Here is a 21,344-nt window from a genome sequence, read left to right as displayed (position 1 = left end):
CCGCCTCGTCTCCGTCTGGCTGCGTTTCCGCTCCGTCCGACCCGTCTGGCGCCCCGTCCGCGCCTCTCAGCGCCGCCGGTGAGGGGGGTTCTACGGTTACTAACAAACACCCGCAACCCCTTTTTTCAAGATTTTTGCATTTCTTTTGGAACACCCGTTTTTCATGGGTTTTTCGGCGGTTTTGCCCTCCCCTGCCCTGCATCACACCGCAAGATATACGCACATTCCCCCTATTTTTGTGGATAAACCCGCAGACTCACGGGGGATGCTGTCCGAAATGGGCTGAATCGGTCGTGGCTTCCCTTGCGGCAGGGAATCTCCCGCGCCGGGCCCTCCTGAACACCCTGTCTGTCATGTGCCGCTGATATGGCTCAGCCCCCTGCCCCGCGCGCGGCGTGATCAAGCGGTGTCTGCGCCCGTTTGGCCGCCGCCGCCAGACGCGGAATGATCGTGTCGTAGTGTTTGAACATCATCATCTGCCCGCCGTCCGGGATCACGTCGATCTCAAGCCAGGGGTAGAGCTCCTTGTATTCGGCCACCGCTGCCAGATCGGTCGACGGATCATCGGCCCCATTGATCAGCCATGTGGGCGTGTCCTTTGCCCTCTCCATCAGATCATCCCACGGCTTTTCCGACGCCATGACCTCCATCGTGAAGGCCTGCGAGATATCGGTGGACTTGGACGCGGCAAGTTCGGCGTTGTAGATCATCACCGCATGGATGTGCGGATCCTCAAGCAAGGACATGTCAGATTTGGATCCTTTGTTCATATGGATGAACATCTCTGTCACGCCGATGCGTTTGCACATGGTGACAGCGGCCTTCACGGTGAATTTCAACAGATGCGGCGCGTGTTTGCCCGTGGACAAGAAAAACCGGTGCCATTTGCCCATGGTGGAATAATGCCGATCCCCCGACAGGCTGGGCCGCGCACAAATGCCCCCCAATTCCGACACCACCTCAGGATGGTGGGCCGCCATGTCGATGCCGAAGAGGAAATCGCCCCCTTGAGTGACGTAGGGCAGCCGCGCAATCCCCAGATAGCGCAGCAAGAAAAGCGTGTCGTCCCGCGTGCTGGCCAACACATCCCCCTTGGGGTCCATGTTGTCCGACTGACCATAGCCCGCCCGAATGGGCACAATCACGCGCAGCCCCAGCTGAAAACACAGCTTGATCATCGGTTCGGCCCAGCGGGCCATGCAATACCCCATATGAGTATAAAGAATGGGCGCGCCCGTCACGGGGCCCATGTCATGGTAATCCATCCGCCGCCCGTCGGGCAGTGTCACGGTCTTGAACGGCTTCCACACCTCTGCCTGCAACCAGGTGCCGCCCGTGGGGGCCGTGGACAATGCGGGGGGGCCGTCTTTGGGCGTTTTGGGCGCCGTGAAATCACGCAAGGACAAGACCAGACGAATGACCTCTGATTGGGACCGCGCGCTCATCTTGGCCAGCACGGTCTTGATCTGGCCCCGCACCGTCCCCTCAGAGGTGCCGCGATTGGCCGAAATCGTCTTGGCGTTCTGCCCCTCAACCAGCGCCCGCACGATGCCCTGTTCTGCGGGCGTCAGGCCGAACACCTCCTCCAAGGTTTGGCCCAGCCCGTCCTGCCAATGAAAATGCGTGGTCACCACCAACACATGGGGCGCGGCCAGATCGGAGGCGACCGCCAATCGGTGCAGTTGAAACAGCAAGGTGCCCGTGGCCCCGGACAAGGTGATCTTCAACAGCTTGTCGCCCTGCTGAGGGGAGGCCAGCACCGCATCAATCCCGTCGCGCAGGCGCGCCACAGCCTCAGCTGGCAGATCCAAGGTGCTCAGGTCCTGCCCGGCCTCAAGGCTGAACCCATGGCGCGCCCCGTCGTTGGTCGCAGCCACCGACCGCGTGGCATCCACAATAAACGCAGCCAACCCGTGAAACCGCGACAGCATCGCGGCAAAATCCGGCCCCGCCCCCCGCGTTGCGTCACGGCGCAAAAAAGTTTCTGCCCGGGTCAGGTGCGCCTGATAGGCCGTGTCGAATTGGTCGATATGCTCCACCGTCTGACGCACATCCTGCGCATCCAGACCCGCCGCATTCCACGCCTCCATAAACGGCAACAGTGAATCCGTGTCCAACGCGATGTCATAAAGCTGATCAACAATGGCATCCGGATCAATCGGGGTTTTCTGTGTCATCTGGTCCTTACCGGTCGTGTCACCACCGCCCGCCTTTGATTTCTATATACGATACTTGAAAAAAGTCGGGGTGTCTGCTGCGGCACGTCCATCACATCTGTCGCACAGACACCCCAGTGTCCTTTGGGCCGGATTTTGGCACGGGCCTCAGGAAGACAGCCCCCCAAAACGGACCCCAGTTCAAGGGATCCCGACCCAAAGAAGACCTGAGCGCCCTACATGAACGCCATCGCCGTGCCGCCCGCCATCAAACACCCTGCAAGAGAGCGGTTGAACACGCGCGTGGCCCGCGCCGACCGGATCAGGCGGCGCATCTGCAGGGCCAAGCCCACCAGTACTGCGGCACTGAGCACTTCGGCCCCCAAGGTGGTCAGCACCACAATCAGAAAATCGGGCATCTCGATCACCGTGATGTCCAGCACCTCGGGGATGACAAGGGGGAACAGGATCATCATGTAAGGCGACGTCATGTTGGTGATCAGACCCGCCATATAGGACGTCACCAGACCGGACTGCGGCGCCGCCGCCCCCGCCACATCAACGCCCCTGGTCCACATACCATAGGCAATCCACGCGATATATCCGATCATCACGTATTTCGAATAGGCCATGAACCCGGCGTTTTCGGCGGAAATCAGGCTCATTCCCCAGCACACGGCGCTGACAATCAGCACAGATCCCGTGGCCGCCCCCATGGTAAAGACAAGCGCCCCGCGCACGTCCCCGCCTGCGGCGCGGATCACGGTCAGCAACATCACCTGACCCGGTGCCAGCAACAAAGCGACAAGGGTGAAAAAGTAGGTGGTCATATCTGCAAACCCCATGGCTCAGGCCTCCTGCTCAAGGGTGGTGTTCAAAACGCGGCGGGTGCTGGCCCAGGCCTTGGCCGCCCGCAGGCTGAGCCCCACAAGGCCAAGCGTGATCCAGCTGCCTTGGATCAGTGCAGACGACAGGTTGAACTCCTCAATCAGGCTGACCGCCACAAGACTGGCCGCCAGAATGTTGCACAGCGAATAGGCCGTGCTGTTGCCGTCAAGGCGGCCCAACTGCACCGCGCCAAACGACAGCATGTAACAGAAAAACCCCGACACGCCGGTCAGCTGCGCCGCGCTCAGCCCGTTCAAATAGGTGATGAAATGGTCCATAAATCTTATTCCTTCGATGTGATGTCGAAGGAGGTAGAAATCCCGCACCAAACCGGCATCTGCCATTTGGGGGATAAGCCCCCCAAAGCTGACCCAAGGTAAGGAAACCCTGACCAAGATTGCTTGCAATCGGGCTGACCTTGGGGAACCTTTCTGAAAACCATCAGGCAAAGGGCCACATTCATGACGTTTCTGAAACGGGTTCTGGCCCTGACTGCGGTCCTTGCTGTGCTGGCCATCATCAACGGGCTGGCACAGCCTCTCTATATACACGTCCCCTATTCGGACCTTGAGGCCGCGGACAATGATGACAGAGACTATGGCCCCGCCCCCCTCGATCGTCCGTTTGTGGGCCTTGCGTTTTCGGGCGGTGGCGCGCGGGCTGCGGCCTTTTCTGCGGCGGGCCTTGTGGCGCTCACCCGGACACAAGTCCCACTGGACGACATCACCCATATCTCCAGCGTCAGCGGCGGCGGCTTCACCGCCTCCTACCTCGCCCTTCATCCGCCCACAGGCTGCACCGGCCCAGAGGACACCGCCGGATGTGACGCCTATTTGGCGCAAATCCTGGCCCAGGTCGCGCCGCCGTCTTTCTACGCCCTCGATCTTCGGCAGGCCCGCCACCCCTGGCGCATCCTCAGCCCGTCGCGCAGGCTGGTGTCCCTGACGGAAGAACTCGACCGTGCGGACTTCCTCGCAGGGCGCACCTTTGCCGATTTGCCGACCGACCGGCGGTACTATTTCAACACCGTCAGCTATGATACCGGTCAACCCTTCGTCTTTTCAAACGCGATCCTGCCGGACGCCGCCGCCGACGCCCCCGGGGCCCTCCCGCCTGAACTGCGGTCGCTGTCGTTTTCCACCGACGGCACGGCCCGCTCCTCACCCGCAAGCCTCAGCCTGTCGCTGGCCGTGGCCACCTCAGCCGCCTTTCCCCCCTACCTCGGCCCCACCAGCATCGAATGGGAAAAGGACAAAACCTTTTGGCACCTTGGCGATGGCGGTATCGTCGAAAACACGGGCCTCGCCACCCTGATCGAGGCCGCCCACGCCAGCGGCGCCACCGCCGCCACGCTTTACGTGTTCGACGGCGGCCAACGTCTCGATCAGGCCGCCTCCATTGCGGCACGTGACATCAGCGTGTTTTCCAGCCAGATGGAACGGATCGTCGATATTCTGAACATCTTTGGCGGCGTCTGGCGCACCTATGCCCTTGAACGGGTGGCCGCAGACGCGGGCATCACCCTTGATGTCAAAACCTTCAGCTACCAAGACATCGCGCGCGCGCCCGAAACATTCCCCGACTGGGCAGCCTGGCCCGCAGGGGGCTGGATGCGCTGCGACGCAGGCGACGACACCCCGGCCACGCGTCTGCTGGCGATCCCCACGCGTCTGAGCATCACCGACTGCAATCGCGACCTGATCACCGCCGCCGCAGAGGCCCTCGTGGCGGCCGCCTTCGCCCCGCCCACCGAGACAACGGATGCGCCAGAAACCCCACAGCCCCCCAGCGACGGAAACTGACAGCCCGCCCGTATCACCGTCACATCCAACGGAAGGCTCCTTTTATGAAAACACTTGCCACAACCTGCGCCGCAGCCTGCGCCGCGTTCATTTTGACCGCCCCCCATGCCCAGGCCCATGTCTCCATAACCGTAACCAATGACCAGCGGTGCATCACGTCGGACGGGGTGCCCAGCCACGACACCGGCCCGTGGCGTGCCGGTGCTGTCCTTGTGGCCCAGTCGCACCAGTTCTGTATGCCAGCGGCACCGCAGCTGTCGGGCGGTGTCACTCAGGATGTCTTGGTGTCCGGAATAACGGTCTCCGGCATCCCATTGCGTCCTGGCACGGCCGAATACTACGATGCGTCCAGCCCGCGCGGCTATTCTCGCGACCGGGCGTCGGGCTGGAATGTCGAAGGCATGGGCGGTTTGACCATGGACGCCCAAAACGGCCATGTGGACGGGCGCGGGCTGTATCACTACCACGGCATCCCCAAGGACGGGACGCGCGACCTGGATCAAAACCTCTTTGGCTATGCCGCAGACGGCTTCCCCATCCTGTACGCAGGCGATCATATCCAACCGTCTTGGCAGCTGAAATCCGGCGCCCGCCCGTCCGGCCCCTCCAACCCAGGTGGGGCCTATGACGGGACATATGTGCAAGACTACGAATTCGTCGCAGGTTCCGGTCAGTTGGATGAATGCAACGGTGCCATGGTGAACGGTGCCTACGTCTATTTTGCCACCGACACATTCCCGTTCTTCCCCCGCTGCTTCAAAGGCACCGTCTCGGCGGATTTCATGGGACGGCGCCGCTAGTCGCCTGCATCGCCCGACGTGTAGGGTCCTGCCCCGATGCAAACGGGGCGGGACACAAAGACAGGTGACCTTGTTCCATTGGAGACGCGCACATTCACACCAGATATGCACAGTCTTCTACCGTTTTTCATGGGATGTGGTTGCTGGGTAGTTGCTGACACAACGCAATCGCAAAGCAACAAGCCGCTCAACCATTGAATGGTGCCCCCACACGGACTCGAACCGCGGACCTACTGATTACAAATCAGTTGCTCTACCAGCTGAGCTATAGGGGCACTGAGCGTCCGTTTAAGCGACGATTTCGAAGGGTGCAAGACCCCAGTTGCGACAGTTTTCGCTGCAAAGCGGTTTCACCTGTTCCCAATCGCGCATATTGTGACGTCAACAGGTTCAAACCACCCCAAAACAGGCCCACTTTTTTATGCAAATCGTGTTTCACATCGGCGCAAATTGCACGGACAACGACCGGCTGCTGAAATCCATGCTGAAAAATGCCGATGGATTCGCGCAGCAAGGCGTCAAAGTGCCCGGGCCCAGCAAATACCGCCGCCTCATCCGTGAGACGATACAGGCGCTTGGCAGCGCACAGCCCGGCCCCGACACCCGCGAAATCCTGCTGGATGCCATTCTGGACGACGAACAATGCAACCGTCTGGTGATGAGCCATTCCAAATTCATGTGCATTCAACGCCGCATCTTTGAAAACAGCATCTTCTACGAAATCGCGGAACAAAAACTCGAAGGTCTGGCGCGGCTCTTTCCCAATGATGAGCTTGAGATCTTCCTCGCCATCCGGAACCCCGCCACCTTCATTCCCGCCATCTATGACGGCAGCGGCGTCGACACCTACAGCGAATTCATGCGCGGCATCGACCCGATGGATCTGCGCTGGTCCGATCTGGTGGCGCGCATCCGCACCATCCTGCCCAACGCCGCACTGACCGTATGGTGCAACGAAGACACGCCGCTGATCTGGGCGCAGCTGATCCGCGAACTGGCGGGCGTTGACCCGCTGACCCGCATCACCGGCGGGTTTGATCTGCTCAGCACCATCATGTCGCCCGACGGGATGAAACGCTTTGTCGCCTACCTCAAGGCGAACCCGCCCCAGACCGAACAGCAAAAACGCCGCATCATCGCGGCCTTTCTGGAACGCTACGCCGTCGAGGATGAGGTCGAAGACGAAATCGATCTGCCCGGCTGGACCCAAGCCACCGTCGCCCACCTCAGCCGCCTGTATGACGAAGACGTGGACCGCATCGCCCGCATGCAGGGGGTGAATTTCATTGCCCCCTAAAACCCGCCCCTTCATGCAATGCGACGTCTTTTCAACCGTCCCCACGGGCGGCAACGGTCTGGCCGTGGTGCTGGACGGGGACGGGCTGACAACCGACCAGATGCAGGCCTTCGCCCGCTGGACGAATCTGGCCGAAACCACTTTCATCTGCCCGCCCACAGCCCAGGGCGCCGATTACGATCTGCGCATTTTCACCCCCGCGCGTGAGATGAAATTCGCAGGCCACCCCACCTTGGGCTCCGCCCAGTGCTGGCTTGAGGCAGGCCATACACCCGCCCGCCCAGGCACAATCGTGCAGAACTGCGGCGTGGGCCTGGTTGAGATTGATCTGACCGGCGACGTGCCCGCCTTCATCGCGCCGCCCACCGCCATCGCCCCCATGGACGCGGCCCAACAGACCCGTTTGATCCAGCAATTCAACCTCGATCCGGCCCGCGTCACACAGGCCGCCGTCCTCGACAATGGCCCCGTGTGGCATGTGCTGGAACTCACCCATGCGGACGACGTTCTGGCGATTGATCTCGATGCCGTGGCCAACCCCGACAAAGTGGCGCTTGGCCTGATCGCCCCCCATGATCCGGGCGCTGAGGCCGCGTATGAGGTCCGCATGTTCGGGATGATCTTCGGCATCAAAGAGGATCCGATCACCGGATCGCTGAACGCCGCCCTCGCCCATTGGTTTCAAAGCCAAGGCCGCGCGGATGCGCCCTACGTGGTGGCACAAGGCACCAAAATCGGACGTCAGGGTCGTGTCTTCGTGCGCCCCAGCGCAGAAGGAGCCATGCGCATCGGCGGGCATACCAACGTGCTCATCAAAGGCACGGTCAAGCTGTAACAGGGCACATTTTAACGCGGCGCTGTGATGACCGGCGCGGGTCGCGGCCCCAAAGGGGCGCGGGTCGCGCCGCTGCCCCACCCCGTGCGGCAGATCACATGCCCCAGATCACATGCCCCAGATCACATACCCAAGGCTTCTTTATACATCTCCAACACCGCTTCTTCTTCGGCGATGTCATTGCTGTCACGTTTGCGCAGCGCGATCAGCTTGCGCATGACTTTGGTGTCATAGCCACGGCCCTTGGCCTCTGCCATGACTTCCTTTTGCTGCTCTGCGATGTCCTTTTTCTCCGCATCCAGCCGCTCAATCCGTTCGATGAACTGGCGCAGCTCATCTGCGGTCACGCGGTAGCTGGCATCACCACCCATATCGGTTGAGCTGTCGGACATATCAGGCCTCATTCATTATCTGTGCAATAGGATCGGACCCCTCCCTACCCTCGTCATGATCCATGGGCAAGCGGTTGAATTTCGCCGCACCGCGCGCTACCTGCCACCCACCACATAAAGGGACGACCATGGAACTTCTGATCGGCATCGGCGCGCTCATTTCTCTTATCGGGATCGCGGGTATCATCCTCAGCATCCTGCGCGTGCGGCAAGCCCGCAAAGTGGCGACCGATGATGCAGACCTCAAGGCGCGCATCCAAAAGGTGTTGCCGCTGAACCTTGGCGCATTTCTGGTGTCCGTGCTGGGGCTGATGTGCGTGGTGGTGGGCGTTCTGCTTGCCCCATAACAGAAGATACCTCAGCCTGCGGGCGCGCCCACGGCGTCAAATCCCCCCGACAGCTTGATCGCCTCATCCAGCAGCGGTGGCACCGCCCAGATTTCGCTGTCTTGCGCCCAGTCGCGCATGTCGCGCCGCAGGGCGATCAACCCTTCGGTCTGGGCCGCGCGCAACGGCCCGCCCAATCGGCGCGGGAACCGCACACCGTGCACAGACAAGACATCCACATCCGCGGGCCGCTGAACCGCCCCTTGGTCCACCATCACACAGCCCTCGGCCACCATCGCCGCGCACAGGCGCCGCGCAAGGCCCAAGTCCCCCGCCACGCCATTCGTCGCGCCCTCGCCCCCAAAGGGCACCTTTTTGAACCCATAGGCGGACAGCGCCGCGTCGACCTCGGCTTCGCTGGCAATATCCGCATCCACCACGAACCGCGCCGCCCCATGCAACGCTTTTTGCAACCGCGCCACGGCGGCCTTGCCCATGGGGTCAACCGTGCGAAAGCTGCCCGAAGTCAGTGTTCCCAAAGCGTCGTCAATGCGTCTTTCGGCCATGAACATATGGCGCAGCGCGATGGATTGCGGATGGGTCACGCAGCGCTCAAACGCGTCCGCCTCAAACGCAAGACCCGCCTCAAACGGCAACAGCCCGGCGGCCTCCACACAATCAATCACCCGTTGGGGCGCATGCAGCGGATTATCCTTCAACGCCGCCCGTGCGGTGGCAATGTGGGCGGCAGTGGCCCGCCCGTCTGCCATCCGCGATCGGTCCTGCGACACCCGCCGCACACCTTTGTCCTGCGCCACAAGTGCCGCGGCAAACCGCACCGCACCCGAGGCCAGATCGCCCTCCACGATCCCATCCAACAGGCCAATCCGCCGCGCCACATCCGCCTCAACCGACCGGGTGGAGACCATCAACTGCAACGCCTTTTCCGGCCCGATCAAACGAGGCAACCGCTGGGTGCCCCCGGCCCCCGGCACCAGCCCCAATGCAACCTCCGGCAGTCCCAACTGGGTGCCCGCCGCGGCAAGGCGGTAATGGGCCGCCATCATCATCTCAAACGCGCCGCCCAACGCCTGTCCGTGGGCGGCCACAACCACAGGTTTGTCCATGCCTTCGATCCGCGCACACAGCTGCGGCAGGCTGGGTTGTCCTGCAGGCTGCCCGAATTCGCCAATGTCCCCGCCTGCCGAAAACATGCGCCCCGCGCCTAAAAGAACGGCCGCCTTGATGTGCGCGCCCTCTTCGATCTTCTGAAAAACGGCCCAAAGCCCCGCACGCAAATCCGTGGACAGCGCATTCACCGGGGCTGCGTCCATCGTCACGACGGCAATGCCCTCCAGCACCCGAAACCGTACCCGCCGCGCCATGTCGTCCCCCCTTGCTGGGCCCCTCTTGGGTCAGGCGGCACCCAAACGCGCCCCCATTTGGCAATAGAATGACGCCAGAGGACGGAAAACAAAAGACAAACTTACGCATTCGTCAACCGCGCGGCCAAAATGCGCGCGCGGCCCGCCTCACGACACTGTCAGGGCAGCCTGCCCAAGGCATCTGGACCAACACGCACACGGCGCTTAAAAGAAGCGCATGGATATGCGCCCCCTCACCGACCGCTACACCGTATCCCCGCAGATTGACCCCGCGGACGTCGCAGCGATTGCCGCTGCCGGATATACAACCTTGATCAACAACCGTCCCTGCGTTGAAATTCCCCCGTCCCACCAAGCGGATGTGATGGAGCAGGCCGCCAAAGAGGCCGGTTTGCACTACGTCGTGTTGCCCATCACCCACGACACCTTGGGCCCCGATCTGGCGCAGGCCCAACGAGACATCATCGACGCCTCAAACGGGCCGGTCTTTGCCTATTGCGCCTCCGGCACCCGCTGCACCATCGTCTGGGCCTTGGGTCAGGCGGGGGACATGGCCGTTGATGATATCATCGCCACCGCCCAAACACAGGGCTACGATCTGTCGATGATGCGCCCACACCTTAGCCAGCTGTCCGGCCAGTAGGCCCCGCCGAGGGCCCCCGTCGCGGGCCCCCGTCGCGGGCCCACGCCACAAGGCGCCCTGCAAACCAGGGCCCACATGAACGAAGGCCCTCAGCAATCACCTGCCCGTGGCGCTTTCAAAGCGGCGCCCAGATCGCCCTGCTGCCTCAAACAGAGGTCGCATCCGCCGTTTCTGGCGCGGCAATCGTGGTCAGGTCCTCCGGCTGCGCGGCCGAGGGCGGCAGGCCCATATCATCCACCATCTCAAGCTCTTGATGTTCGATGCGGACGGCCCGTTTTCCCGCAACCTGCCCCAGGCGCGCCATCGCCAATGGCACCCCATCCGTTCCGACCAAAGACACCGACCCAACCGTCACACCGGCCAACGGGACAAGTTGCCCCACCTCAAACGCCTCAATATGGCGCAGCGACATCCGCTGGGTGCACAGCACCGCCTCAAGCTCGGTCTCGGCCTCACTGACGGAGGCCCGAAAATCTGAACGCCAGTGATCCTTCACCGGGGTGTCCGCGGGGTCGTCGGGGCCGTTCAATCGGGCGGCAATGATGATCTTGCCTGCAATCTCACCTCCGCCCACATGCAGATCAATCGCCCAACGCAGATACATGCCTTGCATCATCACCAACCCGGCGGTGCGCAAATCATCAATCGGGGTCACGTCAAAGCCGTCCAGCGCCACCCGACCATCGCAAAAATCGACCTCATGCATTTGCGCCAGCAACATATCCGCAAAGGGCACGACAAGGGCGGCATCGGTGGGCGTCACCTTGCGTTCTTCCTCAGCCGGGGGGGACAGCGCGTCCATGGTCTGCATATCAACCAGTGCCGATCGCAACACCGGATCCACCAGAAAAAGACCGGTCAGCCCCGCATGGGTCGCATCGCGCAGGCCCAAAACAACCCAGCCCTGCGGCCCGTCCTCAACCAGCATTTCCACATCGGTGATTTCTTCGCGCAGATCATCCACCGTGGCAGACAGCGACACAGACCGGTCCGCCGCCCGCGCCACAGCGCGCCGGATGCGCCGCAGGGGCGACGCCGGATCGACAGGCTTCGCCACCTCAGGCGCCGTCTGTCCCATTTTTCGGGCCAAAACTGGGTTCATCACGTCATCTTCAAAAGGGCCAAGAACCGGATCATGCCCAATGACTACCGCGCAGGTCTTACAAAGAAATTAACGATACTACTGCGCGGCCACATCCATGCGGCGCGGCAGGCTCACCCGGAAGGCCGCACCCCCCTGGGCGGGCAAATAATCCACCTGCCCGCCCAGATTGCCCATAATCTGGCGGCAAATCGCAAGGCCAAGACCCGCCCCGCCTGCCTTGCCTTCGTCTTCAAGCCTTGAGAATTTCTCAAAGATCATCGATTGGCTTTCGGGGGGAATGCCCGGGCCGTTGTCGACGAAATCAATCATCACACGCCCGTCCAACTGCCGCACGATGATCCGCAATTCAGGCGCCGCGGCGGTGGCATATTTGGCCGCATTGGTGATCAGATTGATGAACACCTGTGTCAGCCGTTCCAAATCGGTCTGCACGGTCACCGCCTCATTGGCGGGGCGGCGCGTGATCCGCAGCGCAGACGGATCAACCCCCGTGGCCATAATCGCGCGGTCCAGCACATCCGACAGCGGGCTTTCCCCCATATTCAACTGCACCTGCCCGCTTTCCAGCACGCCCAGATCCAACAGATCATCCAGCAACCGCGTCAGTCGATTCGTTTCATCATGAATGATACCTGCAAACCGTTTGCGGGCGTCGTCCTCGATCTCGCCGTCGCGCAGAATGTCCGAAAATGACCGGATCGAGGTCATCGGCGTGCGCAATTCATGGCTGATCTGGCTGAGGAACGCGTCCTTCTGGATGGACAGCGCCGTCAGCTTTTCGTTGGCTTCCCGCAGGGCGCGCGCGGTGCGGTCCTGTTCGGCTGATTTCGCCTCAAGCCGGTTGGAATATTCCATGATCTGCGCCGTTTCATCGGCCACGGCAATCAAATCATCCACGCTGACCATCTGCCCTTCGGTCAACTGACCAATCATCGCATGCGCCGTGGCCGCCCCCACCGATCCAGACAAGTCCCGTTCCAGCCGCCCGATAAATTCAGGCGTCACATCAGGCAGAAACCCCGCCTTGCCCTGCCCGCGTGCCTCTGCCTGAAACAGCTGTTGCGCCTCGGCCCCGCCGATGATGCGCTGCGCCATAACCAACAGATCCTCCGCCTGGGCCGCCGATTGCGACCAAGCCCGCGCGCCGGTGGAATAATCGAACACATTGACAAATTGCGCACCCTGCAACCGCTCAAGCGGATTGGGGAAGGTCAGGATCGACACCACAACAAAAGCGCCCGTGTTCAAAAACATCGACCAAAACACCGCATGAACCAGCGGATCCATCCCCTCAATCCCGAAAAGCGCCTGCGGACGCAGCCAATGGATGCCCCAAGGGCCCGCCTCAAACACCGCCCGCGAAATCACCGCATCCACACCAAAGCTGGGCAAAAACTGCGTCCAGCCCCACACGGTGAACCCCACCACAAGGCCCGCGCCCGCGCCCAGCCGGTTGGCCCCGCGCCAGGTCACGCCGCCCACCATCGCCGGAAGCACCTGAATAACCCCCGCAAAGGACACCAACCCGATGGCCGCCAAGGCCGCCCCGCCCCCTGACAGCCTGTAATAGATGTAGCCCAGCGCCATGATCACCGCGATCGACACCCGCCGGGAAATCACAACAACATCACGCACATCCCCCGACACCACCGCCCCCGGCGTCCGGGAATTCAGCCAGCTGGGCACCACGATGTGGTTGCTCACCATCGTGGCCAAGGCCAGCGTCGCCACAATCACCATCGACGTGGCCGAACTGAACCCGCCCAGGAAGGCCAAAATCGCCAGCCCGTTCTGGCCTTGGGTCAGCGGCAAGGTCAGCACGAACAAATCAGGGTTGGCCCCTGCGGGCATCATGTCCAGCCCCACAACCGCAATCGGCACGACAAACAGGCTCATCAACAACAGATACGCCGGAAAGGCCCAGCCCGCCGTGCTCAAATGCCGCTCGTCCGAGTTTTCGACGACCAAAACCTGAAACATCCGCGGCAGGCACAAAAACGCAGCGCCAGAGACGAAGATCAGCCCGACCCACCGGCTCGGCTCCGGCCGCCATTGCGCAAGATCAGAGGCATCAATCAACGCGAGCGTCGGCCCCAGCCCCCCAGCCACGCCCCAAACGACGAAAATCCCCACAGCCAACAAAGCCACCAACTTCACCGCCGCCTCCACGGCGATGGCCAGCACAATGCCGTGGTGGCGCTCATTGGCGTCCAGATTGCGCGTGCCAAACAGGATGGTGAACACCGCAAGCCCAATGGCCACCCACATGGCGGCCCCGTTGAAGTCCCCGGCCTGCCAGCCCCCGCCAGACCCCACGCCACTGCCCAATGCGAAAACGCCAATGGATTGGGTCACCGATTGCAGCTGCAACGCAATGTAGGGCGTGGTGCCGACGATGGCCAAAACCGTCACCATCCCGCCGAGGGCGGTGGATTTGCCAAACCGTGATGAAATCAGGTCGGCAATCGACGTCACCCGCTGGGATCGCCCGATGCGCACCAATTTGCGCAGCAACCACCACCAGCCAATCATCACCAGCGTGGGGCCCAGATAGATCGTCAGAAACTCCAACCCCGATCGCGCCGCATAGCCCACCGCGCCGTAAAACGTCCACGCGGTGCAATAGATGCTTAGCGACAGGGTGTAGATGGTTGAAGACCGCAACCACCCCGATCGCCCCCGCGCCGCGCGCCGTTCGGCCCAAAACGCCACAAGGAACAAAAACACCACATAGCCCAACGACACGAGGATCAGCAGATTGAACGAGATCATTCGCCCTGCCTCCGCCGAACAGCACCCGCGTCATCCAAATTGTCAGCCACATCACCGGCACGGTCACCGGGCAACACCCGTGACACTGCAAAGGCCAAAGCCACCAGAACCGCCCACAACACGAACAGGTAAATCAGGCCGCTGCTTGTCAGGCTCTGGTCGGCGGTGTCGCGTGGCCACATTAAGGGCAGCACCATCATGATGGCGCCAAACACCGGCAGCACCCGTGCGGCATCGCGTAGACGGCGTTGTCGGTAGCTGGGTTTGTCCAGAAACTCGACCCGCTTGGGCGGAACAAGGGTCGGATCACGCGACCGGTCCGCCGCCGGAGGGTTAGATCCCGCCTGCGTCTCCTGCGTCACGACGCCGCCAAAGCCCGCACGCTTTCCAGCACATCGGCGTTGGAAAACGGCTTGGTCATGAATTGCGTCACGCCAAGGCTCTGGGCCATTTCGCGGTCGCGGGCCTGACCGCGCGCGGTCAGCATCATCACGGGCACATCCGCGGTGGCGGGATCCGCCCGCAGATCGCGCAAAATATCATAGCCCGACCGGCCCGGCAGCATCACGTCCAGAATGATCAGCTCCGGCAAGCCTTGGCGGACTTTGTCCATGGCGGTTTCCCCGTCCGAATGGGTGTGCACCGTCCATCCGTCCCGTGACAGCAGATAACTGATTGCCTCAATGATATTCGGCTCGTCTTCGATCAGAAGGACACGTCGGCCCATCGTCACATTCCTCCCATGTTCCCGTCCGAACCGCTCCCACCGGTTCGGTGTCCGACTATCGCGGACGGTGCAGATTCTGTCAAAGGGGCAAGAGGGTGGGTGATCTAGCCGCGTTCAGTGTCGTCTGTTCCCAACAGGCTGGGATGGCGGCGGCTGTCGCAGTCTTTGACAGGGCACAGCCTGCACCCCGGACCCACCTGCCCTGCCCCGTCATCGGCGGCCTTCGGACGCACCAACATGGTCGCCGCAACCCGCGGCTCCGCCGCGAACTGCACCGCCCCTTGCGGCCCCGCCACCGCGAAACATTCAAATGTGGTGCGCGCCGCCCCCGGCATCCGCACCGTCCGCGCAATGGCCCGTCCAGGCTGGGTCAACGCCTGATAAAGTGGCCACAGCGGGCACGCGGCCCCCGCGCGGGGCAACCGAAAATCCAAAATAGGGTGCTGATAGGTGATCACCCCCGCCGCGTCACATTCCACCAGACCCATCAGCGGATGATCCGTCCCCGATGCGCTCTTGCGCGGCAAATGCGCCAATCGCCGCAGCACCACCTCCAACGGCGCCTCAAACCGGGCCGCCAACCGCGCCGGATCATAGGCCACCGCGCGCGCCGCCTGTTCGAATGCGTCCAGCGGCAAAAGGGCGGCATCCCGTCCGGCCCGCGCAATCCAACGCTCCAGAATGACCCGCGTGGCTCTGTCCACCTCCGGCCCGAATACGGGCATCTCCTGCCGCTCGGCCTCCTCCACATAAAACCCGCGCGCTGCCAAATAGGCTTCTGCCGCCTCAAGGGGGGTGGCCAGCGCCCCGCCCGCGCCCTCGATCTCCATGTCCAGAAACCCCAGCAACGCCTGCGAACTTTCAGCCAACCGCGCGCTGTCAGTGTCAATGTTGCCATGAAACCGCGCCCGCCAACCGGCATCCAGATCCGGCGTTTCTGCCAGAATGGACGCGGTGGACCGGATCGCCGTCGCCGTTGAAATCACCTCATGCAGGGATCCCGCAATCTGGGTGTCATGGGCCAAACGGTCGCTAAGCCCCTGCACGCGGGCCTCCAGTTGCGCGATCCGTGCCGCCTGCGCCGTCACGACCCCCGCCCAGGCCGGAAACCGCGCCACCAGCTCATCTGCCGTGGCGCCGTCCACGCCGGTCTGCGGATAATCCGCCGCCGCGGACCGCAGCGGCTGCAACACCGCCTCATCCCCCCCCTCGTCCAACGCGCGGACATCGACCTCCAGAACCTGCGCCAGCTTTTGCGTCAAATGTGCACCGATTCTGCGCCGATTGTGTTCAATCAGGTTCAGATAGCTCGCTGAAATGCCCGCCTTTTGCGCCACATCGGCCTGCCGCAACCCCAAATCCATCCGGCGCATCCGCAGCCGCGTCCCTGTGGCACCCTGATCAGACATTTACCAATCCTTAATAAATACACGGGCCACAGGGCCAGGTTTGTAAAGTTATTTACAATTTACCGCACTGCACTGTCGATGTCTTTACAAAAATGGCAAAACCCCGCCCACGCCCGTTGGAAATGAACCAAAGCCCCCCTTTACTAGCGCCACGCTGCAAAGGCGTGCGCGTCCCGTGCGCCGGACTGAGGAGGTCCGACCCACCCAAGACGCGCAACCATTTAGGGAGGACTATATGTCAAAATCTAACTTCACTCGCCGTGGTGTGCTTAAGACCGGTGCCGTCGGTGGCGCTGCTCTTGCTCTGCCACAGTATCTGCGCGCCGACGGCCACGCAGGCTTCACCAACGCACCTGGCGACTCTGAGGTCGTTCTGGGCTTCAACGTGCCACAGACCGGCCCCTACGCCGACGAGGGCGCAGACGAGCTGCGCGCCTATGAGCTGGCTGTTGAGCACCTGAACGGTGGCGGCGACGGCGGCATGCTGAACACCTTCAGCTCCAAAGTGCTGGACGGCACAGGTATCCTGGGTCGCGAAGTCAAATATGTGACCGGTGACACGCAGACCAAATCCGACGCCGCACGTGCATCTGCCCGTTCGATGATCGAAAAAGACGGCGCCATCATGATCACGGGTGGCTCGTCCTCCGGTGTGGCTGTGGCCGTTCAGGCCCTGTGTCAGGAAGCTGGCGTCATCTTCATGGCAGGCCTCACGCACTCCAACGACACAACCGGTAAGGACCGCAAGGCCAACGGGTTCCGTCACTTCTTCAACTCCTACATGACCGGTGCGGCGCTTGCGCCTGTGTTGGCTGCAAACTACGGCACCGACCGTAAGGCCTATCACCTGACAGCCGACTACAACTGGGGCTACACAACGGAAGAGGCCATCGTGTCCTCCACCGAAGCCATGGGTTGGGAAACTGTGAACTCGGTGAAAACACCGCTGACACAGACGGACTTCTCCTCCTACATCGCGCCTGTTCTGAACTCCGGCGCGGACGTGCTGGTTCTGAACCACTACGGCGGGAACATGGTGAACTCCCTGACCAACGCCGTTCAGTTCGGCCTGCGCGACGCTGTCGCCAACGGCAAGAACTTCGAAATCGTTGTTCCACTCTACTCGCGTCTGATGGCACGCGGTGCGGGCGCCAACGTGAAGGGCATCTACGGTTCCACAAACTGGCACTGGTCCCTGCAGGACGAAGGCTCTCAGGCGTTCGTGCGCTCCTTCGGCACCAAGTACGGCTTCCCGCCCTCTCAGGCGGCGCACACCACCTACGTGCAGACCCTGCTGTATGCAGACGCCGTCACCCGTGCAGGCTCCTTCGCCCCATGTGCGGTGGCAGAAGCCCTCAAGGACTACGAATTCGACGGTCTGGGCAACGGCCCAACTCTCTATCGTGGCGACGATCACCAGTGCTTCAAAGACGTTCTGGTTGTGCGCGGTAAAGAAAACCCAGAAAGCGAATTCGACCTTCTGGAAATCGTGGAAGTCACACCTGTCGATCAGGTCATGTACGCCCCCGATCACCCACAGATGGGCGGCGCAGACGCCTCCTTGGGTGAATGCAACAACGGCGCATAAGCCGCATCCCTCGGAGAGGGGCGGCACCCGCCGCCCCCCTCCACCCCCACAGATTTCAAGACCACCACGCAGCCGACCGCGCCCCCATATCTGGCGGGCGAACGATGCCGCTGCATCCACACTGTAGACACTGACCAGAGGCAGATCCTCCATGGACCAGATCATCGTTCAAATTCTCAACGGGCTTGATAAAGGCTCTGCCTATGCGCTGATTGCGCTTGGCCTCACGCTCATCTTCGGCACCCTTGGTGTTGTGAACTTCGCCCACGGGGCGCTTTTCATGCTGGGTGCCTTTTGTGCCGTTATCCTCAGCAAGATCCTCAACATTTCACGTGAGGTGCTGGTCGAGGGCGAGACAGATTTCCTGGGCAACCCGCTGATGCGCGACGTGCCCGTCGTCTACGACTGGTTCGGAGAGGCCGCGGGTGCCGCGATCATCGACTGGAACGTGCCGCTGGCCATCCTGTTCTCCATCCCGATCATGATCGGCGTGGGCTTTGCCATGGAACGCGGGCTGATCAAACATTTCTACAAACGGCCCCACGCCGACCAGATCCTCGTGACCTTCGGTCTGGCGATCGTTCTGGCCGAGGTGATCAAGTACTTCTTCGGGGCCAACCCGATCCAGACCCCGGCCCCCGCGGCCTTTACAGGGTCCTTGGATTTCGGCGTCTGGCTCGGGTTTGATCCGTTGACGATCATGTACCCCTACTGGCGTCTGGTGTACTTCTTCTTCTCCGCGCTCATCATCGCTGGCGTGTTTGCGTTCCTGCAGTTCACCACCTTCGGGATGGTTGTCCGCGCCGGTATGGCCGACCGTGAGACAGTGCAGATGCTCGGCATCGACATCGATAAACGCTTTACCTTCATGTTTGGCCTGGCGGCCGCTGTGGCCGGTCTGGCTGGTGTGATGTATGCGCCCATCGTGGCCCCCAACTACCACATGGGCATGGACTTTCTGGTGCTGTCCTTCGTGGTGGTGGTTGTCGGTGGCATGGGCTCCCTGCCCGGCGCTGTGGCCGCGGGCTTCCTTCTGGGCATCCTCGAAAGCTTCGCGTCCATGCCCGTCGTTGTCGACATCCTGCCCGGCATCAACCAAATCATCATCTACCTTGTCGCAATTATCATCCTTCTGACCCGCCCCCGTGGCCTGATGGGTCGCAAAGGCGTGATGGAGGACTAATCCAATGACCGATCAAACAAACCCATCCGTCACCACCGCAGCCCCCTCACCGCGTCCGCGTGCGGCCTCGGGCGGCTTCCTTGGCCTGACAAAACGCGACAGCACGTTGATGTTGATCGTCTTCGCCCTGGTGGTGCTGGCGCCCTTCATCCTCAACCCCTTCCCCGAAGGCTCCGCCATGGCGCAGTTCAACGCGGGCTATCCTGACCTGATGCAGCGCTTCGTGATCTTTGGCATCTTCGCCATCGGGTTCAACATCCTGTTTGGCCTCACGGGCTACCTCAGCTTCGGCCACGCCGCGTTTCTGGGTGTGGGCTCTTACGCGGCCATCTGGTCGATGAAGCTGGTCACGCTCAATGTCATCCCCGGCATCCTCTTTGCCATCGTGGTGGCAGGGCTGTTCAGCCTCGTGGTGGGCTTTGTCTCCCTGCGCCGCTCAGGGATCTACTTTTCGATCCTGACACTGGCCTTTGCGCAGATGATGTTCGCCATGGCCTATTCGGTGCTCACACCGATCACAGGCGGTGAAACCGGCCTGCAGATCAAGAACACCGACACGCCACTCTTTGGCGGGCCAACGGACGGCAGCATCGGCCGCGCCAACCTCTTTGGGGCCGAAATGGGCAATTCCTATGAACTGGCCCTGGGCAACTGGCTCTTTACCTTCAACCTAGGCTACTACATCGCCGCCGTGTTCATGCTGATCGCCTTCTACCTGTCGATCCGCGTCTTCCGCTCCCCCTTCGGGATGATGCTGCGCGCCGTGAAATCCAACCAGCAGCGGATGAACTACACAGGCCTGACGCCAAAGCGCTACACCCTCTGGGCCTTCATCATCTCCGGCATGTATGCCGGTCTGGCCGGTGGCCTGATGGTCGCCATGGACACACAAGTGGGACCGGAACGCATGTTCTGGACCGCCTCAGGCGAAGTCGTGATCATGACGATCCTGGGCGGCGCAGGCACCCTGATGGGCCCCATCCTCGGCGCGGGCTTCATCAAATACATGGAAAACATCATCTCCAAGATCAACAAGGACATCCTGCACGAATGGTTCGCCTTCATGCCTGACGGCCTTGAGGATGTGATGGTCTCCCTTGTCTATCCCTTCATCGGCAAAGGCTGGCACCTGACGCTGGGCATCATGTTCATGCTGGTCGTGATCTTCCTGCCCGGTGGCCTCGTCGAAGGCGGCCAACGCATCGCCGCCAAATTCCGCCGCAACAAAACCGCAGGAGACAACTAATGGGCATCCTCACAGTCAAAGGCGTCAACAAACGCTTCGGTGGTCTTCAGGCCTTGGGCGACGTCAACCTCGATGTGGCAGAAAACACCTGCCACGCCATCATCGGCCCCAACGGGGCGGGCAAATCAACCCTCCTCAACGTGCTGGTGGGCAAGCTGATCCCAGACAGCGGGTCGGTGGTCTTTGACGGCCAGTCCGTGCTGGGCCGCCAACCCCATGAGATCAACCAGATGGGCATTTCCCGCGTCTTCCAAACCCCTGAGATCTTCGCGGATCTGACGGTGATGGAAAACATGCTGATCCCGTGCTTTGCCAAACGCGACGGCGCCTTCCGCATGCACGCGATCCAAAGCGTGCGCCACGAAGGCGACATGATCGCCAAGGCCGAAGAGATGCTCGATGAGGTCGGCATGCTCGACAAACGCGAGATGACAGCCTCCTCCATGTCACGCGGCGACAAACGCCGGCTTGAGATGGCGATGTGCCTGGTGCAGGAACCCCGTCTGCTGCTCTTGGATGAACCCACCGCCGGCATGGCCCGCGCGGACACGGAAAATACGATCGAACTGCTGAAAACGATCCGCCGTGAAAAGGGCATCACCATGGCCATCATCGAACACGACATGAATGTTGTGTTCTCTCTGGCCGAACGCATCACCGTTCTGGCCCAGGGCACGCCACTGGTCGAAGACATCCCCGACAATATCAAAGGCCACCCCAAAGTGCGCGAAGCCTATTTGGGCGAGGCACAGGTCTGACAACGGCGCGCAGAGTTTCCTCGAAACTCTGC

20 protein-coding genes and 1 tRNA gene are annotated in these 21,344 nt (G+C 61.8%); 10 read left to right on the top strand and 11 right to left on the bottom strand.

What is annotated here, in order from left to right; translation table 11 throughout:
- Window positions 1-371 precede the first annotated feature (371 nt).
- From PSJ8397_RS15980 to PSJ8397_RS15970, 3 genes are all read right to left on the bottom strand, one after another.
- Complete coding sequence (locus PSJ8397_RS15980) at window positions 372-2,177, bottom strand: LuxR C-terminal-related transcriptional regulator (protein ID WP_085865626.1); 1,806 nt, start codon at window positions 2,175-2,177, stop codon at window positions 372-374.
- 215 nt (window positions 2,178-2,392) lie between these two features.
- Window positions 2,393-2,986 (bottom strand): LysE family translocator, encoded by a 594-nt coding sequence (locus PSJ8397_RS15975; protein ID WP_159453161.1) that lies wholly within the window; start codon window positions 2,984-2,986, stop codon window positions 2,393-2,395.
- 18 nt (window positions 2,987-3,004) lie between these two features.
- A complete protein-coding gene (locus tag PSJ8397_RS15970) occupies window positions 3,005-3,322 on the bottom strand; it encodes a CBU_0592 family membrane protein (protein ID WP_085865624.1) in 318 nt (105 codons plus the stop codon).
- A gap of 183 nt (window positions 3,323-3,505) precedes the next feature.
- On the opposite strand from PSJ8397_RS15970, the gene PSJ8397_RS15965 reads away from it, so the two are divergent.
- Both PSJ8397_RS15965 and PSJ8397_RS15960 read left to right on the top strand, forming a co-directional pair.
- On the top strand, window positions 3,506-4,846 hold the full coding sequence (locus PSJ8397_RS15965) for a patatin-like phospholipase family protein (RefSeq protein WP_085865623.1): 1,341 nt from the start codon (window positions 3,506-3,508) through the stop codon (window positions 4,844-4,846).
- A gap of 44 nt (window positions 4,847-4,890) precedes the next feature.
- Complete coding sequence (locus tag PSJ8397_RS15960; RefSeq protein WP_085865622.1) at window positions 4,891-5,646, top strand: YHYH protein; 756 nt, start codon at window positions 4,891-4,893, stop codon at window positions 5,644-5,646.
- Window positions 5,647-5,845: 199 nt separating this feature from the next.
- On the opposite strand, the gene PSJ8397_RS15955 is transcribed toward PSJ8397_RS15960, so the two are convergent.
- Window positions 5,846-5,921: transfer RNA gene (locus tag PSJ8397_RS15955), tRNA-Thr, on the bottom strand.
- A gap of 146 nt (window positions 5,922-6,067) precedes the next feature.
- On the opposite strand from PSJ8397_RS15955, the gene PSJ8397_RS15950 reads away from it, so the two are divergent.
- Complete coding sequence (locus PSJ8397_RS15950; RefSeq protein WP_085865621.1) at window positions 6,068-6,943, top strand: hypothetical protein; 876 nt, start codon at window positions 6,068-6,070, stop codon at window positions 6,941-6,943.
- A 13-nt stretch (window positions 6,944-6,956) separates the two neighbouring features.
- Window positions 6,957-7,778 carry a PhzF family phenazine biosynthesis protein gene (locus PSJ8397_RS15945; protein WP_085865620.1) on the top strand — a complete coding sequence of 274 codons (822 nt, stop codon included), beginning with the start codon at window positions 6,957-6,959 and terminating at the stop codon, window positions 7,776-7,778.
- A gap of 122 nt (window positions 7,779-7,900) precedes the next feature.
- Here the strand turns inward: PSJ8397_RS15945 and PSJ8397_RS15940 are convergent, their stop codons facing one another.
- Window positions 7,901-8,170 carry a DUF2312 domain-containing protein gene (locus tag PSJ8397_RS15940; RefSeq protein WP_085865619.1) on the bottom strand — a complete coding sequence of 90 codons (270 nt, stop codon included), beginning with the start codon at window positions 8,168-8,170 and terminating at the stop codon, window positions 7,901-7,903.
- A gap of 128 nt (window positions 8,171-8,298) precedes the next feature.
- Between PSJ8397_RS15940 and PSJ8397_RS15935 the strand changes: the two genes are divergently transcribed.
- A complete protein-coding gene (locus PSJ8397_RS15935) occupies window positions 8,299-8,517 on the top strand; it encodes a hypothetical protein (protein WP_085865618.1) in 219 nt (72 codons plus the stop codon).
- Window positions 8,518-8,528: 11 nt separating this feature from the next.
- Here PSJ8397_RS15935 and PSJ8397_RS15930 read toward each other — a convergent pair whose 3' ends face one another.
- A complete protein-coding gene (locus PSJ8397_RS15930; protein ID WP_085865617.1) occupies window positions 8,529-9,881 on the bottom strand; it encodes an enoyl-CoA hydratase/isomerase family protein in 1,353 nt (450 codons plus the stop codon).
- Window positions 9,882-10,098: 217 nt separating this feature from the next.
- On the opposite strand from PSJ8397_RS15930, the gene PSJ8397_RS15925 reads away from it, so the two are divergent.
- Window positions 10,099-10,524: a TIGR01244 family sulfur transferase gene (locus PSJ8397_RS15925; RefSeq protein WP_085865616.1), complete on the top strand. Its 426-nt coding sequence runs from the start codon at window positions 10,099-10,101 to the stop codon at window positions 10,522-10,524.
- Between the two features lie 145 nt (window positions 10,525-10,669).
- Here PSJ8397_RS15925 and PSJ8397_RS15920 read toward each other — a convergent pair whose 3' ends face one another.
- From PSJ8397_RS15920 to PSJ8397_RS15900, 5 genes are all read right to left on the bottom strand, one after another.
- Window positions 10,670-11,602 carry a FliM/FliN family flagellar motor switch protein gene (locus PSJ8397_RS15920; protein WP_159453160.1) on the bottom strand — a complete coding sequence of 311 codons (933 nt, stop codon included), beginning with the start codon at window positions 11,600-11,602 and terminating at the stop codon, window positions 10,670-10,672.
- Between the two features lie 102 nt (window positions 11,603-11,704).
- Complete coding sequence (locus PSJ8397_RS15915) at window positions 11,705-14,401, bottom strand: sensor histidine kinase (RefSeq protein ID WP_085865614.1); 2,697 nt, start codon at window positions 14,399-14,401, stop codon at window positions 11,705-11,707.
- Complete coding sequence (locus PSJ8397_RS15910; protein WP_235000802.1) at window positions 14,398-14,763, bottom strand: hypothetical protein; 366 nt, start codon at window positions 14,761-14,763, stop codon at window positions 14,398-14,400. Before PSJ8397_RS15910 ends, PSJ8397_RS15915 begins: the two co-directional genes overlap by 4 nt.
- Window positions 14,760-15,128, bottom strand: coding sequence for a response regulator transcription factor (locus PSJ8397_RS15905; protein WP_085865613.1), 369 nt, complete (start codon window positions 15,126-15,128; stop codon window positions 14,760-14,762). The genes PSJ8397_RS15910 and PSJ8397_RS15905 overlap by 4 nt, the downstream gene beginning before the upstream one ends.
- Before the next feature lie 104 nt (window positions 15,129-15,232).
- Complete coding sequence (locus PSJ8397_RS15900; protein ID WP_085865612.1) at window positions 15,233-16,537, bottom strand: helix-turn-helix transcriptional regulator; 1,305 nt, start codon at window positions 16,535-16,537, stop codon at window positions 15,233-15,235.
- Between the two features lie 235 nt (window positions 16,538-16,772).
- Here PSJ8397_RS15900 and PSJ8397_RS15895 point away from each other — a divergent pair, with 235 nt between their 5' ends.
- The 4 genes from PSJ8397_RS15895 (at window position 16,773) to PSJ8397_RS15880 (ending at window position 21,312) form a co-directional block, all read left to right on the top strand.
- Window positions 16,773-18,125, top strand: coding sequence for a substrate-binding protein (locus tag PSJ8397_RS15895; protein WP_085865611.1), 1,353 nt, complete (start codon window positions 16,773-16,775; stop codon window positions 18,123-18,125).
- Window positions 18,126-18,276: 151 nt separating this feature from the next.
- A complete protein-coding gene (locus PSJ8397_RS15890; RefSeq protein ID WP_085865610.1) occupies window positions 18,277-19,308 on the top strand; it encodes a branched-chain amino acid ABC transporter permease in 1,032 nt (343 codons plus the stop codon).
- 109 nt (window positions 19,309-19,417) lie between these two features.
- Window positions 19,418-20,554, top strand: coding sequence for a branched-chain amino acid ABC transporter permease (locus tag PSJ8397_RS15885; protein ID WP_085865647.1), 1,137 nt, complete (start codon window positions 19,418-19,420; stop codon window positions 20,552-20,554).
- Entirely contained in the window at window positions 20,554-21,312 is a 759-nt protein-coding gene (locus PSJ8397_RS15880; protein WP_085865609.1) for an ABC transporter ATP-binding protein, read from the top strand. The genes PSJ8397_RS15885 and PSJ8397_RS15880 overlap by 1 nt, the downstream gene beginning before the upstream one ends.
- Window positions 21,313-21,344: the final 32 nt, after the last annotated feature.

It is taken from the genome of Pseudooctadecabacter jejudonensis, assembly GCF_900172275.1.
GTDB lineage: Bacteria > Pseudomonadota > Alphaproteobacteria > Rhodobacterales > Rhodobacteraceae > Octadecabacter > Octadecabacter jejudonensis.
Note: the sequence above shows the minus strand (reverse complement) of the source record. Positions and strands in the feature narration are given on the sequence as shown.

Excerpts from the sequence above, each read along its gene's own strand:
- PSJ8397_RS15980 (WP_085865626.1), bottom strand. The coding sequence starts at position 2,177 with ATGACACAGAAAACCCCGATTGATCCGGATGCCATTGTTGATCAGCTT.
- PSJ8397_RS15975 (WP_159453161.1), bottom strand. The coding sequence starts at position 2,986 with ATGACCACCTACTTTTTCACCCTTGTCGCTTTGTTGCTGGCACCGGGT.
- PSJ8397_RS15970 (WP_085865624.1), bottom strand. The coding sequence starts at position 3,322 with ATGGACCATTTCATCACCTATTTGAACGGGCTGAGCGCGGCGCAGCTG.
- PSJ8397_RS15965 (WP_085865623.1), top strand. The coding sequence starts at position 3,506 with ATGACGTTTCTGAAACGGGTTCTGGCCCTGACTGCGGTCCTTGCTGTG.
- PSJ8397_RS15960 (WP_085865622.1), top strand. The coding sequence starts at position 4,891 with ATGAAAACACTTGCCACAACCTGCGCCGCAGCCTGCGCCGCGTTCATT.
- PSJ8397_RS15950 (WP_085865621.1), top strand. The coding sequence starts at position 6,068 with ATGCAAATCGTGTTTCACATCGGCGCAAATTGCACGGACAACGACCGG.
- PSJ8397_RS15945 (WP_085865620.1), top strand. The coding sequence starts at position 6,957 with ATGCAATGCGACGTCTTTTCAACCGTCCCCACGGGCGGCAACGGTCTG.
- PSJ8397_RS15940 (WP_085865619.1), bottom strand. The coding sequence starts at position 8,170 with ATGTCCGACAGCTCAACCGATATGGGTGGTGATGCCAGCTACCGCGTG.
- PSJ8397_RS15935 (WP_085865618.1), top strand. The coding sequence starts at position 8,299 with ATGGAACTTCTGATCGGCATCGGCGCGCTCATTTCTCTTATCGGGATC.
- PSJ8397_RS15930 (WP_085865617.1), bottom strand. The coding sequence starts at position 9,881 with ATGGCGCGGCGGGTACGGTTTCGGGTGCTGGAGGGCATTGCCGTCGTG.
- PSJ8397_RS15925 (WP_085865616.1), top strand. The coding sequence starts at position 10,099 with ATGGATATGCGCCCCCTCACCGACCGCTACACCGTATCCCCGCAGATT.
- PSJ8397_RS15920 (WP_159453160.1), bottom strand. The coding sequence starts at position 11,602 with ATGGGACAGACGGCGCCTGAGGTGGCGAAGCCTGTCGATCCGGCGTCG.
- PSJ8397_RS15915 (WP_085865614.1), bottom strand. The coding sequence starts at position 14,401 with ATGATCTCGTTCAATCTGCTGATCCTCGTGTCGTTGGGCTATGTGGTG.
- PSJ8397_RS15905 (WP_085865613.1), bottom strand. The coding sequence starts at position 15,128 with ATGGGCCGACGTGTCCTTCTGATCGAAGACGAGCCGAATATCATTGAG.
- PSJ8397_RS15900 (WP_085865612.1), bottom strand. The coding sequence starts at position 16,537 with ATGTCTGATCAGGGTGCCACAGGGACGCGGCTGCGGATGCGCCGGATG.
- PSJ8397_RS15895 (WP_085865611.1), top strand. The coding sequence starts at position 16,773 with ATGTCAAAATCTAACTTCACTCGCCGTGGTGTGCTTAAGACCGGTGCC.
- PSJ8397_RS15890 (WP_085865610.1), top strand. The coding sequence starts at position 18,277 with ATGGACCAGATCATCGTTCAAATTCTCAACGGGCTTGATAAAGGCTCT.
- PSJ8397_RS15885 (WP_085865647.1), top strand. The coding sequence starts at position 19,418 with ATGTTGATCGTCTTCGCCCTGGTGGTGCTGGCGCCCTTCATCCTCAAC.
- PSJ8397_RS15880 (WP_085865609.1), top strand. The coding sequence starts at position 20,554 with ATGGGCATCCTCACAGTCAAAGGCGTCAACAAACGCTTCGGTGGTCTT.